Annotated in this window: 14 protein-coding genes; 8 read left to right on the top strand and 6 right to left on the bottom strand. The window is 65.7% G+C overall.

Going from position 1 to position 16,590, the window contains the following annotated elements; all coding sequences use genetic code 11:
- Positions 1-127: 127 nt before the first annotated feature.
- Positions 128-1,189, top strand: coding sequence for a DUF3616 domain-containing protein (locus ACYQ4T_RS25215; RefSeq protein ID WP_459859388.1), 1,062 nt, complete (start codon positions 128-130; stop codon positions 1,187-1,189).
- A 3-nt stretch (positions 1,190-1,192) separates the two neighbouring features.
- On the opposite strand, the gene ACYQ4T_RS25210 is transcribed toward ACYQ4T_RS25215, so the two are convergent.
- The 4 genes from ACYQ4T_RS25210 to pdxR are packed head-to-tail and all read right to left on the bottom strand — an operon-like array spanning position 1,193 to position 5,023.
- On the bottom strand, positions 1,193-1,942 hold the full coding sequence (locus tag ACYQ4T_RS25210) for a sulfite exporter TauE/SafE family protein (protein WP_459859697.1): 750 nt from the start codon (positions 1,940-1,942) through the stop codon (positions 1,193-1,195).
- Positions 1,942-2,991 (bottom strand): acetate/propionate family kinase, encoded by a 1,050-nt coding sequence (locus tag ACYQ4T_RS25205; RefSeq protein ID WP_459859387.1) that lies wholly within the window; start codon positions 2,989-2,991, stop codon positions 1,942-1,944. Before ACYQ4T_RS25205 ends, ACYQ4T_RS25210 begins: the two co-directional genes overlap by 1 nt.
- Positions 2,992-3,036: 45 nt before the next feature.
- Positions 3,037-3,507: a hypothetical protein gene (locus ACYQ4T_RS25200; RefSeq protein WP_459859386.1), complete on the bottom strand. Its 471-nt coding sequence runs from the start codon at positions 3,505-3,507 to the stop codon at positions 3,037-3,039.
- Between the two features lie 7 nt (positions 3,508-3,514).
- Positions 3,515-5,023, bottom strand: coding sequence for a MocR-like pyridoxine biosynthesis transcription factor PdxR (gene pdxR / locus ACYQ4T_RS25195; RefSeq protein WP_459859385.1), 1,509 nt, complete (start codon positions 5,021-5,023; stop codon positions 3,515-3,517).
- Between the two features lie 307 nt (positions 5,024-5,330).
- On the opposite strand from pdxR, the gene ACYQ4T_RS25190 reads away from it, so the two are divergent.
- From ACYQ4T_RS25190 to ACYQ4T_RS25160, 7 genes are all read left to right on the top strand, one after another.
- The gene (locus ACYQ4T_RS25190; RefSeq protein WP_459859384.1) at positions 5,331-6,506 is read left to right on the top strand and encodes an extracellular solute-binding protein; all 1,176 of its coding nucleotides are present in this window, start codon (positions 5,331-5,333) and stop codon (positions 6,504-6,506) included.
- A gap of 169 nt (positions 6,507-6,675) precedes the next feature.
- On the top strand, positions 6,676-7,761 hold the full coding sequence (locus ACYQ4T_RS25185; RefSeq protein ID WP_459859383.1) for an ABC transporter ATP-binding protein: 1,086 nt from the start codon (positions 6,676-6,678) through the stop codon (positions 7,759-7,761).
- Complete coding sequence (locus ACYQ4T_RS25180) at positions 7,754-8,755, top strand: ABC transporter permease (RefSeq protein WP_459859381.1); 1,002 nt, start codon at positions 7,754-7,756, stop codon at positions 8,753-8,755. Before ACYQ4T_RS25185 ends, ACYQ4T_RS25180 begins: the two co-directional genes overlap by 8 nt.
- A complete protein-coding gene (locus ACYQ4T_RS25175; protein ID WP_459859380.1) occupies positions 8,752-9,654 on the top strand; it encodes an ABC transporter permease in 903 nt (300 codons plus the stop codon). Before ACYQ4T_RS25180 ends, ACYQ4T_RS25175 begins: the two co-directional genes overlap by 4 nt.
- 205 nt (positions 9,655-9,859) lie before the next feature.
- Positions 9,860-12,772 carry a molybdopterin oxidoreductase family protein gene (locus ACYQ4T_RS25170; RefSeq protein ID WP_459859379.1) on the top strand — a complete coding sequence of 971 codons (2,913 nt, stop codon included), beginning with the start codon at positions 9,860-9,862 and terminating at the stop codon, positions 12,770-12,772.
- Positions 12,769-13,509, top strand: coding sequence for a 4Fe-4S dicluster domain-containing protein (locus ACYQ4T_RS25165; RefSeq protein WP_459859378.1), 741 nt, complete (start codon positions 12,769-12,771; stop codon positions 13,507-13,509). Before ACYQ4T_RS25170 ends, ACYQ4T_RS25165 begins: the two co-directional genes overlap by 4 nt.
- An 11-nt stretch (positions 13,510-13,520) precedes the next feature.
- Positions 13,521-14,468, top strand: a complete 948-nt coding sequence (locus tag ACYQ4T_RS25160; protein WP_459859377.1) for a dimethyl sulfoxide reductase anchor subunit family protein — start codon at positions 13,521-13,523, stop codon at positions 14,466-14,468.
- On the opposite strand, the gene ACYQ4T_RS25155 is transcribed toward ACYQ4T_RS25160, so the two are convergent.
- The gene (locus ACYQ4T_RS25155) at positions 14,454-15,335 is read right to left on the bottom strand and encodes a phytanoyl-CoA dioxygenase family protein (RefSeq protein WP_459859376.1); all 882 of its coding nucleotides are present in this window, start codon (positions 15,333-15,335) and stop codon (positions 14,454-14,456) included. The genes ACYQ4T_RS25160 and ACYQ4T_RS25155 overlap by 15 nt on opposite strands.
- Positions 15,332-16,531, bottom strand: a complete 1,200-nt coding sequence (locus tag ACYQ4T_RS25150) for a phosphopentomutase (protein ID WP_459859375.1) — start codon at positions 16,529-16,531, stop codon at positions 15,332-15,334. The genes ACYQ4T_RS25155 and ACYQ4T_RS25150 overlap by 4 nt, the downstream gene beginning before the upstream one ends.
- Between the last annotated feature and the right edge of the window lie 59 nt (positions 16,532-16,590).

The following is a 16,590-nucleotide window of genomic DNA, read 5'->3' as shown; positions in this document are numbered from 1 at the left end:
GGAGTAGATGACGAACTCGGTCTGTCCCCTCCCCCGAATCGGGGGAGGGTTAGGGTGGGGGTGCGAGACACCGCCTATTGCCTCGCACTGAAACACGCGGCACGCTCCCCCCAAGGGGATCAAAGACATGAGACTTCGCCGCCTCGGCTCGTGCCTGCTGGCAATCACGCTCGCCGCCGCCTTCGCCGCGCCGGCATCGGCGGCGGATTCCGATTGGCGGGTGAAGAACCGGCTGCAGGGCAAGCTCAAGGACGGCAAGCCGGAGAAATCCGAGGACGTGAGCGGCATCGCCTGCGCGCCGGGCCCGCTGCCGCGGCTCTGCCTCGTCGTGGATGACGAAACCCAAGGCGCGCAGGTGGTGATCCTGCAACAGGATCTGCTGATCGCCGGCGATTTCATCCCGCTGATCGACGACGTCCATGACGGCAAGCCGCTGGAGCTCGATGCCGAAGGCGTCGCCTATGCCGACGGCTTCTTCTATGTCGCCGGCTCGCAGGGCCGCCCGCGCCACGAGGAGGACGCGGCGAAAGAGGCGAAGAACCTGCTGAAGGCCGCGGCGACCCGCAAGATCTTCCGCATCGCCCTCCCGGCTGATGCAGTCGATCTCGCGACCGGCGCGCTCACCGGCGCCCCGGTCGTCACCACCTCGACGGCGCTGGCGGAGATCCTGGCGAAGGATCCGGTCCTGGCAGCGGCCTTCGACCGGCCGCTGGGGAAGAACGGGCTGACGGTCGAAGGCATCGCGGTCAAGAGCGACCAGCTCTACGCGGCGATGCGCGGGCCGGTGATTGACGACGGCAGCGCCGTGATCGCCCGGGTGCCGCTGCCCGCCCTGTTCGACGGCGCGGCGGGCGAGGCGACGCTGTTCCGGCTTGCGCTCGACCAGGACACCCAGGGCGACTCGCGCGGCATCCGCGACCTCACCGTCTCCGGCGACGGCTTCCTGCTGATCGCCGGGCCGGTGAACGATCCGCCGAAGAAACACGCGATCGCGATCGGCGACTATGCGATCTATTCCTGGAATGAAGGCGCCGCCGAGAAGCGCCTCGACCTTAAGCCCTACGGCAAGAAGACCAAGCCGGAGGCTCTGCTGCTGCTCGACGAGAATGCCGCGACGGCGCGGGCGCTGCTGATGTTCGACGGCCCCAAGGAAGGCGAGCCGACCCCGGTCGAGATCCCGCTGCAATAGCGCTCAGTTCAGGAGCCCGATCAGGCCGCGGACCGCGGCGATGGCACCGAGGCCCGCCAGCAGCAGGACCACGATCCGCCGATAGGTCTTGGCCGAGGCCTTGTCGAAGACTCGGTCGCCCAGCCAGTTGCCGACCAGCATCGCCGGCACTAGCAAGGCGCCGAGGATAAGGGCCGGAAGCTGCATCAATCCGCCGAAGGTGGCCGAGACCGCGCTCATCGCCGCCGAGACCTGGAAGAACAGGATGAGGCTCGCGCGCCCCGCCTCATGCGCGATCGGCATCGCGAGGAACAGGAAGATCACCGACGGCCCCGGCATGGCCGCGGCGCCGCCGGTCAATCCCGCGATCGCGCCGAAGCCGGCGGAGACTGCGGCAGGCGGGCGCTGCTGGAAGCGGAAGCCGAGCTGCACCGCGCCCGACGCCGCGAGCACGGCGAGGCCGATCAGCACCCGCATCCAGTCGGCCGAGACTCCGGCCAGCAGCCAGGTACCGAGCGGCGTGCCGATCGCGGCGCCGGCGATGGTGGGAGTGAGCAGCTTCCAATCGACCTTGCGCCAGATCTTCGGGATCAGCTGCAGCCCGGCGATGATGGCGAGGATCATGATCGACGGCACGATCTCCGCCGGCGCGAAGAACAGCGAGAGCATCGGCACGCCCACCACCGCGAGGCCGAAGCCGGTGAAGCCGCGGATGAAGGCGGCGACGAAGATGCAGAGACTGGCGAGCGCCCAGGTGGTGATCGAGAGCTCCATCACCCGAGCAGGCTTTTGGTGTGCCGCGCGATGGTCAGCTCTTCATCGGTCGGGATGACGCGGATGTCGAGGGCACCCAGCCATTGCAGCTGCGCAGTCACGCGGTCCCGGATCGGCGCCGCATTCTCGCCGACCCCGCCGGTGAAGACCAGCGCATCGACCCCTCGCAGCGCTGCCGCCAGCGAGCCGACCTCGCGGGCGATGCGCGTGCAGTAGATCTCGACCGCGAGCCGCGCGCGATCGTTGTCGGTTTCCAGCAGCGTCTTCATGTCCGCCGTGCCGCCCAGCGCCAGCAATCCGCTCTCGTGGTAGAGCAGCTTCTCCAGCTTCGCGAGATCGTAGCCCTCGCTGCGCATCAGGTGCAGGAGCACGCCGGGATCGAGCAGGCCGCCCCGCGTGCCCATGACCAGCCCGTCGAGGGTCGAGAATCCCATCGTCGTGGCGACGCATTTGCCATCCCGGACCGCGGCGAGGCTGGCGCCGTTGCCAAGATGCGCGATGATCAGGCGCTTTGGGGCATCGCCGCCGAGCCGCTGCAGGATCGCCTCATAGGAAAGACCATGGAATCCATAGCGTCGGATTCCCTTCTCCCAAAAGCGGTCCGGCAGCGCGAAACGCGCGGCGGTCTCCGGCATGCTGGCGTGGAAGGCGGTGTCGAAACAGGCGATCTGGGGGACGTTTGGCAGCGCCGCTGCGACCGCCTCGATCGCCGCGACATTGTGCGGCTGGTGCAAGGGCGCCAGCGGAATGAGATTGCGCAAGTGCCCGATCGTGGCCGCATCGATTTTGACCGGCGCGGTGAAGCGCGTGCCGCCATGCACCACCCGATGCCCGACCGCCGCGACCTCCAGCCGCTCGATCAACAGCGCCACCGCGTCGCGATGGTTCTGGAGCTTCAGATTCTCCGTGGGCCAGACGACACCGCTGAGCTTGGCAAAACCCTGCCCGATGCCGGACAGCTGCCCGCGCAACTCGCAGCCGAGATCGTCCAGCCGGAAGGTCGCGAATTTGAGGCTGGACGATCCAGCGTTGATGGTGAGGAGACGCATGTTGGGCAGAATAAGCGGCAGCCGCCACGTCGGATAGGGCCAGTGCTAAAGGGCCGCCGGTCCAGACGGGCAGCCGCCCTCGCCAAGCGCTTCGTCGATGCCGATTTCACCCTTAGCGTAGCGCATCAGGCGCTCCCGCCGTTCGAGATAGTCCGACGTTTCGCGGTATTCCTTACAGGACTTAGGACCGCCATGCGGGTTGATTTTCTCTTCTTCGATCGCAGGCGGGCCATTTAGCTGGTCAAGGCGTCCTTCGGCGCGCGCCTGCAGCAGTGCTTCAGCGAAGCCTTCCGCCGTTTTGAAAATGTGTGCCTGGAACTTCTCTCTGGCCGCAGCGGAGTATGAGCAGGCTTTGATCTTTGCGATAATGAGTCGGCGGAAGATTCTTCCAGCTTCGACATCGCCACAGACATCAAACTCGAAGAAGCTCATGCCATAGGCGATCTCGGCGCCGACAGGCTCGTCGGGAACCTCTTGCGCGTGCGAGGCGATGGGAAACAGGAGCGACGCCGCCAAGGCGAGGCTAGCGCAGCTGCTCTTTGACCGCCTCCGCAAGCCGCATGATGCCGGGCTCGATGCGTTCCGTCGGGATCGAGGAGACGCCGAGGCGGCAGAAGTTCTTCGGCCCCGGCTGGTTGAGGAAATGCACCGCGCCGGATTCAATCACCACCCCCTTGGCCAAGGCGGCCTTCTCGACCGCGCTCATGTCGATCTGCGCGGGCCCGCTGATCCAGAGCGCGGTGCCGCCCGCCGTGAGGTTCACCGAGAATTCCGGCAAATGTTTGACCATCGCCGTCACTGCGGCGGCGAGGCGCTCGCGGTAGACATTGCACAGCCGCCGCAGCAGCGCGTCGTGATGCCCGTCGGCGAGGAACAGCGCGATGGTGCGCTGGTTGTTGGTGGCGGGATGTCGGATCATCAGCCGGCGCAAGGCGCGCGCCTCGGCGATCAGCTCCTTCGGGCCCACCATGTAGCCGAGGCGAAGTCCGGGGGCGAGAGTCTTGGAGAGCGAGGAGATGAAGACCACGCGGCCGCTGCGGTCCATCGACTTCAGCGCCGGCTGCGGGCTGCCCTGGTGCGAGAGCTCGCTTTCGTAATCGTCCTCGATCATCACGAAGTCGTCGGCCTGCGCGCGCTCGAGCAGGGTGTGGCGGCGCTCCAGCGACATGGTCACCGTGGTCGGGAACTGATGGCTGGGCGTCACATAGACATAGTCGCATTCGGCAAGCGCGGGGCCGGGGATGAGACCCTGCTCATCGACCTGGAGCGCCAGGCGCTTGCCGGCGAACAGGCCGGCAATATTGCGGGCGTCGGTGTAGCCCGGATCCTCGATGCCGAAGGTGGTCTTGCTGTCGAACAACAGGCTGGCAAGGAGATAGAGCGCATGCTGCGCGCCGACCGTCACCAGGATCTCGTCCGGCGCCACGCGCACGCCGCGGCGCGGCAGCAGCCGGGTGCGGATCTGCTCGATCAGCAGCGGGTCGTCGTCGGTGAAGCGGTCCTTGGACCAGTCCTTGACCGCGTTGACGCTCAAGGCCTGCCGCGAGCATTCGCGCCAGGCGGCTAACGGGAACAGGCTCTGGTCGACTTGGCCATAGATGAAGGGATAGGGGTAGTCCTGCCAGTTGGCGGGCTTCACGATGTTCCGCTGCAATCCCGGCCGCGTCTTGAATCGCGCGGCCCAGTCCGGCGCCTGGTCCGGCGCCGGTTCGAAGCGCTTGGTTTCCGCCGCCGCACCCCCACGCTCCTGTCCTGGGGCGCGGCCGGTCAGGATCTCCGGGTTCACGAAGAAGCCCGAACGCTCGCGGGCGATCAGGAAGCCTTCCTCGACCAGGTCCTGATAGGCGAGGACCACAGTATTTCTCGCCACCTTCAGCGATTGGGCCAGCGAGCGGCAGGAGGGCAGGGGGGCGCCGGGCAGGATCTGGCCGTCGAGGATGGCCGAGACCAGCATGCGGCGCAGCTGGGCCTGCAAGGTGACCGACTTGTCGGGCTCCAGGCGGAACAGGAAGGCGCGGCTGGCGTGGACCAATGAATACCCCTCGCTGGCCCCATCAATAAAACTCACGCATTAACCCTGGGGACCCGTCCGATTGCTGCCCGGATATATAGCAGTTTCGTGAAACTGCGGTGAAGCTCGTTGCAAGTCCCTTCAGACCGGTTATGCTGGTTTGCAACAAAAAGAGTTCGGGAGTGCCAGCGCTGGGAACCTGCCCGCCATCCTTCACGGGATCGGCGGCCGAATGTTCATACCGGCCCGGCTACACCCAGACCGTCAAAGCAGCCGCTCGCAAGAAAACGCGGCTGACTGGCGCAGAGAAACCTCAGGAGGGTGACGTATGACCAAGCTTACTCCAGATCAAAAGGCGACGCGGGCGACGCTGCTGGCGGCGCGCGCCTTCAACCGCCGCACCATGCTGAAGACCTCGGTCCTGGCGGGCGCCGCGGCTTTTTCGGCGCCGTGGATCGTCAAGGACGCCTTCTCGTCCTCGGGCGAGCTCAATCTGCTGATGTGGTCGGACGAGTATCCGGACCCGGTGATTCCCGATTTCGAGAAGAAGACCGGCATCAAGGTCAACCAGACGCCGTTCTCGCAGAACGAAGAGCAGATCAACAAGCTGCAGGCGACCGGCGGCGAAGGCTTCGACATCGTCTCGCCGACCTGCAACCGCGCGCCGCAGTACAAGGATCTCCAGGTGCTGGCGCCGTTCGATACCAGCAAGCTGACGCATCTCGACGCGCTGCTGCCGTCGATGCTCGGCCAGGCGAAGAGCCTGTGGACCTGGGAAGACGGCCTCTACTACCTGCCGCATTGCTGGGGCTCGGAAGCCTTGTCGTTCCGCACCGACCTCTACAAGGGCGATCTCACCAAATTGAGCTACGGCTCGCTCTGGCAGGATGACGTGAAGGGCCACACTCAGGGCCGCGGTCACTCCTTCCTGCTCGGCATCGGCCTGTGGATGGACCACAGCGGCCAGATGCCGTCCAACCGCATGCTCGACGGCTACAAGGACGAAGAGTCGTTCAAGAAGATCTGGGACCCGATCCTGAAGTTCGCGATCGAGCACAAGTCCTGGGTCAAGCAGTTCTGGGATTCGGCCGACAACACCAAGTCCGGCCTGATGGAGAACGACGTCTGGCTCGGCCAGACCTGGGACGGCCCGCCGCTGACCTTGAAGAAGGAAGGCAAGCCGGTCAGCTACCAGGCTCCGGTCGAAGGCGCCATCGTCTGGCTCGACGGCGCTTCGCTGACCAAGGCGGCGAAGAACCTCGATCAGGTCTACGAGTTCCTGAACTACCTGCATACCCCGGAAGTTTCGGCCAAGATTTCCGACGGTTCCAACTACAACCCGGTCGTGACCGGCGGCGATGCGCTGACCTCGGAAGCCTTCAAGAAGAACTTCCAGGAAGCCTATCCTGGCGACGCGCTGAAGAACGTCTGGCCCTGGCCGGCCGAGCCCGGCTGGTACGCGGAAATCCGCAGCCAGTACGCCGAGCAGTTCGCGGCGGCCTGAGCCGTTTCGACCTGAAAGACAACAGCCCCGGCCTTGCGCCGGGGCTGATTGTTTTTGCTCCCCGAGGGTTTGGCCCCAGCGATCGCCCTTGATCTGACGGGACCTTACGTGGAAACTCGATTCAAACGTTAAGAAACGGCAGGGCGGGGCTTTGGCAGAGAGCAGGCAGATGAGTGCCGGCGTCGAACTCGATCACGTGACGGTCCGCTTCGGCGACTTCACCGCGGTCAAGGACGCGACACTCGACATCAAGGGCGGCGAGTTCTTCTCTTTCCTGGGGCCCTCGGGCTGCGGCAAGACCACGATCTTGCGCGCCATTTCCGGCTTCCTGGAGCCCAGCGAAGGCAAGATCCGGATCGGCGGCCAGGACATGTCCGGCTTCGGCCCGAACCAGCGGCCGACCGCCCTCATCTTCCAGAACCTGGCGCTGTTCCCGCTGATGTCGGTGGCGGAGAACATTACCTACGGCCTGCGCGTGCGCGGCGTCTCCAAGGCCGAGCGCCGCAAGAAGGCGGACGAGCTGTTGCAGCTGATCGCCCTGCCGGGCCAGGGCGACAAGCTGGTCAGCGAGCTCTCCGGCGGCCAGAAGCAGCGCGTGGCGATCGCCCGCGCGCTCTGCGTCCAGCCCAAGGTGCTGCTGCTCGACGAACCGCTCTCGGCATTGGACCTCAAGCTCCGGCAGCATATGCGCGCCGAGCTCCGGTCGATCCAGCAGCTGGTCGGCATCACTTTCATCTACATCACCCACGACCAGGGCGAAGCGCTGACCATGTCGGACCGCATCGCGGTCATGAGCGACGGCGTCATCCAGCAGATTGCCGACGGCCGCGCGGTCTACGACGAGCCCTCGACCGCTTTCGTCGCCTCCTTCGTCGGCGAGAACAACGCCTTTGCCGGCAGCGTCGCCAAGGCCGACGGAACCTTCGCCGTGGTCGACACGCCGTTCGGGCAATTGCGCGGGCGCAATCCGAAGGGGTTGAAGGCGGGCGACCGCGCGATCCTGTTCGTGCGTCCGGAATCGGCCAACCTGGTCTCCGGCGGCGCCGATACCACGCTCTCGTCGCGGGTCAAGAACGTTGCCTTCGAAGGCAACATGACCCATGTCTTCCTCGAAGGCGCGGGCAAGAAGGACATCACCGTGACCGTGGGCCGGCAGAACGGCCTGACGATTCCGGCGCAGGGTGCCGCCGCCGCGGTTTCCTACGACCCCAGCCTCGGCTTGGTCCTGCCCGACGGGAAGCTTGCGCGTGAGTAGCCGCGCCCTCGTCTTCATCGTCCCGATCGTCGTCATCGCCGTCTTCTGGCTGATGGCGCGCTGGGAATCGCGCGTGCACAAGGATGCCTCGCGCAAGGGCTATTTCGAGCGCAACGGGAAGACGCTGGGCATCGCCTTCATCCTGCTGGTCGCCTTCTGGATGCTGTTCCTGGTGGTGCTGCCCTATCTCTACATGGTGGTGGAGAGCTTCCACCCGCGGCTGCCGCCGACCGAGCGCGGCGGCCCGAACGATGTGCTGACACTCGCCCAGTATGAATCCTTCATCGTGCTGCCGACCGGCGGCACCAACTGGACGCATATCAACGCCTTCATCTTCTCGATCATCGCCTCGATGGCGGTGACCGCCTTGAACTTCGCGATCTGCTATCCGCTGGCCTATTACATGGCGCAGGCAGGCACTCCGCAGAAGGTGCGGCTGATTCTGCTGGGCCTGATCGTGCCCTATTGGGTGAACGAGATCCTGCGCGCCTTCTCGCTGCGGCTGCTGCTGGCCTCGAAGGGCCTGATCAACAACATCCTGGTCGGCATCGGCATCCTCGACACGCCGATCGACTTCCTCGGCAATAATGTCGGCCTCTATGTCGGCCTCTCCTACGCCTACCTGCTGGTGATGATCTTCCCGCTCTACAACGCGATCGAGAGCCTGGACAAGAACCAGATCGAGGCGGCCCGCGACCTCGGCGCCCCCTGGTGGCGGATCCACAAGGACATCGTCATCCCCTATGCCAAGCCCGGCATCGCCTCGGGCTGCACCATGGTCTTCATGTTCTCGGCGGGTGCCTTGGCGGCACCGCTCTTCCTCGGCGGTCCGCGCACCCTCTGGTTCACCTCGGTGATCTACAACTTCTTCTTCCAGGCGTTCAACTGGGCGCGCGGCTCGGCCTATGCCTTCATCCTGCTCGCCGCCTGTATCGCCCTCGTCATGCTGATGCTCCGGCTCTTCAAGGTCTCGCTCGGGGAGACCATAAAATGAAGTCGAAGCACGTCATGAAGGCCATGCTCGGCTTCTACATCCTGCTGTTCTTCGGCTACCTGTTCGGGCCGATCATCGTGATGTCGATCACCGCCTTCAACACGCCGAGCTATCCGCAGGCCTATCCGTTCGAGAGCTTCACCACCGACTGGTTCGTGAAGCTGTGGAACGACCGCGCCATGATGGACGGCCTCACCAACTCGATCATCATCGGCATCGCCGTGGTGCTGATCTCGGTGCCGGTCGGCCTGGCGGCGGCGATCATCATGAGCCAGATCTACCACCGCGCCCGCGGGCTCTATTACCTGGTGACGATCTCGCCGCTGCTCACGCCGGGCGTCATCATCGGCATCTCGACGGTGATCTTCTGGAAGGACGTCCTGAGCCTGACCGAAGTCACCAAGGCCGTCTTCTACAAGGGCATGGTGCTGGCGACGCTGGGCCAGGCGAGCTTCATCTCGGCCTATGTGCTGCTGATCTTCATGGCGCGCCTGACCCGCTTCGACCGGGCCCAGGAAGAGGCGGCGCTCGACCTCGGCGCCTCGCATCCGCAGGTCTTCTGGCACATCCTGCTGCCTTTCCTCAAACCCGCGATCGTCTCGGCGGTGGTGATCGCCTTCCTCTCCTCCTTCGAGAACTACAACACCACCACCTTCGCGATCCTCGCCGACCGGACCCTGGTAACGGTGCTGGCCGGCCAGGTGCGCCAAGGCACCACGCCAGCCTTGTCGGCGCTGGCGGTGGTCATCATCGGCATCTCGCTGCTCGGCGCCATCTCTTACGAAGTGCTGAAGCGCCGCGAGCAGCGCCGCGCCGAAGCCGCCCAGCTCAAGGCCAAGCTGGCCGAGCAGGCGGAAGAATCCGGTGGCGCACCGGGACTGGCAACGCAGTCGGCGTAGCAATCCGCACTGCAGCAGTGTGGACCTGCGGCCAAGCTGTGAATCCCGTGCTGGCCCCTCGGAATCGACGCGCCTGACCCTGACAGGTCCCGCGTGCCATTCCATAAACTCCTCAAATAGCGTGTGATTTCGCGCCCCTCGACTCCGTGTCCTGGGCTAGATTGACCCGGACAGGGATCGCCAAGACCAGCATGCATCTGCCCTCATGACCACGCGCCGCATCGTCACCGAGCTGCACCAGGCACCGGCTCAGGTTCCGGGCGAGCCCGTCATCGACACCTCGCCGCAGACCGGCGACAGCGTGAAGACCACCACCTGCTACATGTGCGCCTGCCGCTGCGGCATCAAAGTGCATATGAAGGACGGGCGGGTCCGCTATATCGAGGGCAACCGCGACCATCCGGTGAACAAGGGCGTGCTCTGCGCCAAGGGCTCGGCCGGCATCATGACCCAGTATTCGCCGGCGCGGCTGCAGAAGCCGCTGATGCGTGTCGGCGAGCGCGGCAAGGGCGAGTTCCGCGAGATCGAATGGGAAGAGGCGCTCCGCACCGCCACGATGTGGCTCAGCGAGATCCGCGCCACCGATCCCCGCAAGCTTGCCTTCTTCACCGGCCGCGACCAGAGCCAGGCCTTGACCGGCTGGTGGGCGGCGCAGTTCGGCACGCCGAATTATGCGGCGCATGGCGGCTTCTGCTCGGTCAACATGGCGGCGGCCGGGATCTACACCATCGGCGGCTCGTTCTGGGAATTCGGCGAGCCGGACTGGGCGCGCACCCGCTACCTGATGATGTTCGGCGTCGCCGAGGATCACGACAGCAACCCGATCAAGCTCGGCCTCGGTCAGCTTAAGGGCCGGCCGGCCGACAACCGCGCCAAGTTCGTCTCGATCAACCCGGTGCGCACCGGCTATTCCGCGATCGCCGATGAATGGATCGGCTTGCGGCCCGGCACCGACGGCCTCTTCGTGTTGTCGCTGATCCACGAGTTGCTGAAGGCCGACAAGATCGATCTCGATTTCCTGGTCCGCTACACCAACGCACCCTGGCTGGTGATCGACGCGCCGGGCACGGCGGACAATGGGCTGTTCGCGCGCGACGCGGCCGGCGAGCCGCTCTGCTTCGGCACGATCCGCAACGCTTGCATCTCGGCGCTGAAGCCGGATGTGGCGCCGCAGCTGATCGGTGACGTGACCCTGCCCGACGGCCGCAAGGCGCGGACCGTGTTCGAGCTGATGGTGAAACGCTATCTCGACCCGAAATACGCGCCAGAAAAGGTCGCGCCCGAGATCGGCATCGAGGCGGCGACGATCAAGCGGATCGCATCCGAGCTGGCCCATGCCGCCTTCGAGCAGACGATCGAGATCATGGCGGACTGGACCGACTGGGCCGGGCGCAAGCACGACCGCTTCATCGGCCGTCCGGTCTCGATGCATGCGATGCGCGGAATCTCCGCCCATTCCAACGGCTTCGACACCTGCCGGGCGATTCACGTCCTGCAGATGCTGCTGGGCTCGATCGATTGCCCGGGCGGCTTCCGCTACAAGCCGCCGTTCCCGCGCGCAATCCCGATGCCGCTGCTGCCGACCGATGCGACCGGCCCGCTGCAGCCGCTGAAAGGCCCGCCGCTCGGCTTCCCGCTCGGCCCCGAGCACCTGCTGGTCGATGACGCCGGCAAGCCGAAGCGGATCGACAAGGCCTTCTCCTGGGACGCGCCGCTTTCCGCCCACGGCCTGATGCATATGGTGATCCACAACGCCTGGGCGCAGGATCCCTATCCGATCGACACCCTGTTCATGTACATGGCGAACATGGCCTGGAACTCGACGATGAACACGTCGGGCACCATGCAGAAGCTCGCCGACAAGGATCCCGCGACCGGCGAATACAAGATCCCGCACATCATCTATGCCGATGCCTATTACTCGGAGATGGTGGCCTATGCCGATCTCATCTTCCCGGACACCACCTATCTCGAGCGCTGGGACTGCATCTCGCTCTTGGACCGGCCGATCTGCGATGCCGATGGCGCCGCCGATGCGATCCGCCAGCCGGTGATCCAGCCCGACCGCGACGTGCGCGCCTTCCAGGACGTGCTGCTGGACCTGGGCGCGCGCCTCGGCCTGACCGCGCTCTGCAAGGAAGACGGCGTCACGCCGAAATTCCCCGGTGGCCTCAAGGACTATCTCGTCAACCACCAGCGCCGGCCGGGCGTTGGCATGCTGGCCGGCTTTCGCGGCAACGGTGACCAGTCCGGCAAGGGTGAACCCAATCCCGACCAGCTGCAGCGCTATATCGAGAACGGCTGCCATTGGCGCACCGAGATTCCCGACAATGCCAAGTTCTTCCGCCACGCCAATGCCGACTACTTCGACTGGGCGATCACGCTGGGCTTGAAGGACCTGCGCGACCAGATCGTGCTGCAGATCTATTCCGAGCCGCTGCAGAAATTCCGCCTCGCCGGCGAAGGCCTCGGCGCCAAGCCGGCGCCGGAAGCCGTGCGCGCGCGGTTGAAGGAGAGATTCGATCCGCTGCCGGACTGGCATCCACCTTTCGGCGAGGAGGTCGACCAGACGCAATACCCGATCCACGCCATTACCCAGCGGCCGATGCACATGTATCACTCCTGGGGCTCGCAGAATGCCTGGCTGCGGCAGATCCAGTCGCGCAACGCGCTCTTCGTCAACCGCGAAACCGGCACCAAGCTCGGCCTTCAAGATGGCGACTGGGTCTGGATCGAGAGCCCGCATGGGCGGGTCAAGGCACCGGTGCAGCTGATGGAAGGCGTCAACAAGGACACAGTCTGGACCTGGAACGCGATCGGCAAGCGCAAGGGCGCCTGGAACCTCGCGGATGATGCACCGGAATCGAAGCAGGGCTTCCTGCTCAACCACGTGATCTCGGAACTGCTGCCGCCGCGCGAGGACGGCTATCGCTACGCCAATGCCGATCCGGTGACCGGACAGGCGGCCTGGTATGACCTTCGCGTGCGCCTGGTGAAATGCGCGGCCGAGGAATGCGGCGAGACGACGCCGAGCTTCCCCGCCTTGAAGCCGCCGCTGAAGCGGCCACTCGACCTGCTGCAATACGGGCGCAAGTTCCGCCAGGACCGAAAGCGATGACGTCGCTTCCCGCCGCATCCCCGAAGAAGCTCGGCTTGGTCATCGACCTCGATGTCTGCGTCGGCTGCCATGCCTGCGCGGTCAACTGCAAGGAATGGAACAGCGGCGGTCATGCCGCACCCTTGAGCGACTTCGATGCCTATGGCGCCAAGCCGGACGGCGTCTGGTTCAACCGCATCCACACCTTCGAGGCGGGCGAGGGCAGTGCCGGCCGCACCGTGCATTTCCCCAAGTCCTGCATGCATTGCGAGACGCCGGCCTGCGTCACCGTCTGCCCGACCGGCGCCTCGTTCAAGCGCTCCGCCGACGGCATCGTGCTGGTCGACGAGGAGAAGTGCATCGGCTGCAAGCTCTGTTCCTGGGCCTGTCCCTACGGCGCGCGGGAATTCGACCAGGCCGAAGGCGTGATGAAGAAATGCACGCTCTGCATCGACCGCATCTACAACGAGACCCTGGACGAGCGCGACCGCGTCCCGGCCTGCGTGGCCTCCTGCCCGGTCGGCGCGCGGCATTTCGGCGATCTCGGCGATGCAGAGTCGCCGGTCTCGCAGCTGGTGGCGGAGCGCGGCGGCTACGGGCTGATGCCGGAGCTCGGCTACGCGCCGGTCAACCAATACCTGCCGCCGCGCCCCTCCCAGGTCCGCGCCGGCTGCACCGGCGCCAAGGCGCTGCCGGACGAAGACGTCGCGCCGGCCGGCGGATTTCTGCGCTGGGTCGACCGGCTGCTGTCGCGCTAGACGGATCCAGAATGCATCCCGCCTATTCCGTCATCTTCTTCACCACGGCCTCCGGCGGCGGCTACCTGCTGCTGGCCCTGCTCGGCCTCGGCGGCGCGCTCGGCATCCTGCCGGCGGATCCGGTGCTGGGCGTGGTCGGCTTCGGATTGGGCTTCGTCATGGTGACGGCGGGTCTCCTTTCCTCGACCTTCCATCTCGGCCATCCGGAGCGGGCCTGGCGCGCCTTCAGCCAATGGCGCAGCTCCTGGCTCTCGCGCGAAGGCGTGCTCGCCGTCGCGACCTTCCTGCCTGCGGGCTTGCTGGCGATCTGCTGGGTGTTCTTCGGCAAGGCGCCGGTCTGGCTCGCGCTTCTCACGCTGGTCCTAGCGCTCGCCACCGTTTCGGCGACCGCGATGATCTATGCCAGCCTCAAGCCCGTGCAGCGCTGGGCCAACGGCTACGTGCTGCCGAACTACCTGCTGCTCGGCTTCGCCAGCGGTGCGCTCTGGCTGGCGCTCATCGCCGCGATCCTGCTGCCAGCCTACTACGCCACCATCATGCTGGATTGGGCGGCGATCATCGGGCTCGGGCTGGCGGCGCTCGGGAAGGCGGCCTACTGGCGCTTCATCGACCGCAGCCGCAGCATTGCGACGCCGGAAAGCGCCACCGGTCTCGGCGGTATCGGCAAGGTGCGCATGTTCGCCGCGCCCCATACGGAAGAGAACTATCTTCTGAGGGAGATGGGCTACAAGGTCGCGCGCAAGCACGCGCTGAAGCTGCGGCTGATCGCGCTGGGACTCGGTTTCAGCGCGCCGGCGCTGCTGGTGTTTCTCGCGACTTTCGTCACCGGCTGGCCGGCGGTGTTCCTGCTGGCGCTGGCCACCATCGGCAACGCGGCCGGTACCCTGACCGAGCGCTGGCTGTTCTTCGCCGAGGCGCGTCACACGGTGACACTCTATTACGGATCAGAAACCGCGTAGAGGAAGGTCGGCGCCGCGCTGCAGCCAGTTGTCGGCGCGATACTCGGCGGCGCCATCGATCACATGCAGGGTATAGGCGTGGCGCGAGCGATCTGACCGGTTGGGTCCGCTCCAATGCGGCAGCAATCCGTGCAGCACCACCAGCGCGCCCTTCTTGGCACTGAGTGCGACCTTCGGCCCGGTCGGGTAGGGCGCCGGATCCAGGATCTCGGTCACCAGCGCGCCGTCCTTGCGGAAGAAGCGGCTGCGCAGCGGGCCCTTATGGCTGCCGCGAATCGCCATCATGCCGCCGTTATCGACATTGGCGTCCTCCAGCGCGAACCAGAAACCGATGACACTCAGGGGCTCGGTGGTGAGGAAGGTCGAATCCTGGTGCCAGGTCACCTCGCCGCCGATCCGTGGCGGCTTGAAGATGAACATCGACTGCAAGAGAAGCGGCTCGCGGAACAGGCCCTTGGCCAGGCTTGCCAGATGCGGATGCCGCGAGAAGGCGCTGAACACCGGATCGAGGTCATGCATCGCATGGCCGATCTTGTTGATCGAGAGTTCCTTCGGCTGCTTGAGCTTTCCCGCGGCGTCGAAGGCTTCTTCCTCGAAGAAGAAGCGGATCTTGTCGCCGGATTCCTGGAAATAGGTATCGCGGGCATGCGCCGCCGAGGTGGTGGAGAAGACAGTGGCGTGGGCCTCGGCGTCGAAATCCTCGACCAGCTGCTTCGCGCGTGCCTGCAGGCTGTCGCACCAGGCCGCCGGCATGAAATCCTCGATGACGAGATAGCCGTCCTCGGCGAAGGCCCGCGCCATCTCCGGCGTCAGGCCGGATTCGCTGCGCTGGAACCGCCGGGGTTCATCGGGAAGGATCGCGTTCATAATGCGCAGGCCGTTCCGTGCTTCAACGGCGCGAGGCCGAGATGGGCGGCAATGGTCTGGCCCATGTCGGCGAAGCTGCCACGGATGCCGACCGAATGCGGCTGCAGTCCCGGGCCGAAGAAGATCACCGGCACATGCTCGCGGGTATGGTCGGTGCCCTTGAAGGTCGGGTCGCAGCCGTGATCGGCGGTGATGAGGACGAGATCTCCCGGCTGCAGCTTGGCTTCGAGCTCCGGCAGGCGCCGGTCGAATTCCTCCAGCGCCGCGGCATAGCCTTCGACATTGCGGCGATGCCCGTGCAGCGTATCGAAATCGACGAAATTGGCGAAGATGATGGAGCGGTCTCCGGCCTCGTTCATAGCCTCCAGCGTGCGGTCGAACAGGCCCATGTTGTTCTCGGCCTTGAGCGTCTTCGGCACGCCCCGGCCGGCGAAGATGTCCGAGATCTTGCCGACGCCGATCACCTGGCCGCCGCCCTGCAGGGTGCGGTCGAGCAAGGTCTCTTCCGGCGGCGGCGTGGTGAGGTCGCGGCGATGCGAGGTGCGCTGGAAACTGCCCGCGCGCTCGCCGATGAAGGGCCGCGCGATCACCCGGGCGATCTGCAGCGGCTCGGTGAGCCGCTTGGCGACGGTGCAGATCTCGTAGAGTCGCTCCAGGCCGAAATGCGTCTCATGCGCCGCGATCTGGAACACCGAATCCGCCGAGGTGTAGCATATCGGCTTGCCCGTGCGGATATGCTCCTCGCCCAGGCGGTCGATGATCTCGGTGCCGGAGGCATGGCAGTCGCCGAGGATGCCGGGAATCTTCGACTCCCGAATGAAGGCCTCGAGGAAATCGCGCGGGAAGCAGGGAAGCTTCTCCTCGAAATAGCCCCAGTCGAAGGGCACCGGGCAGCCGGCCATTTCCCAATGGCCGCTCGGCGTGTCCTTGCCGCGGGACACTTCCTTGGCCGCGCCGTAGACGCCGGTGATCGCGTCGGTCGCAACGCCCGGCAGCACGCGGCCATGCACCAGATGTGCGGCGAGGCCGAGCCCCAATCGCGCCAGGTTCGGGACCTTGAGCGGCTTGCCTTGCAGGGCGCGCCGCTCGGCGATATGGCCGAGCGTGTCCGCGCCTTCGTCGCCGAAATGCGCCGCATCCGGTGTGGCGCCGAGGCCGAAGGAATCCATGACAAGAATGATCGCGCGCTTGGCCATGGGCACAGTGTAGGGCCACCTCTCTGAATTGAAAACACCGTCATGCGCGGGCTTGACCC

It is taken from the genome of Dongia sp. agr-C8, assembly GCF_054658695.1.
Note: the sequence above shows the minus strand (reverse complement) of the source record. Positions and strands in the feature narration are given on the sequence as shown.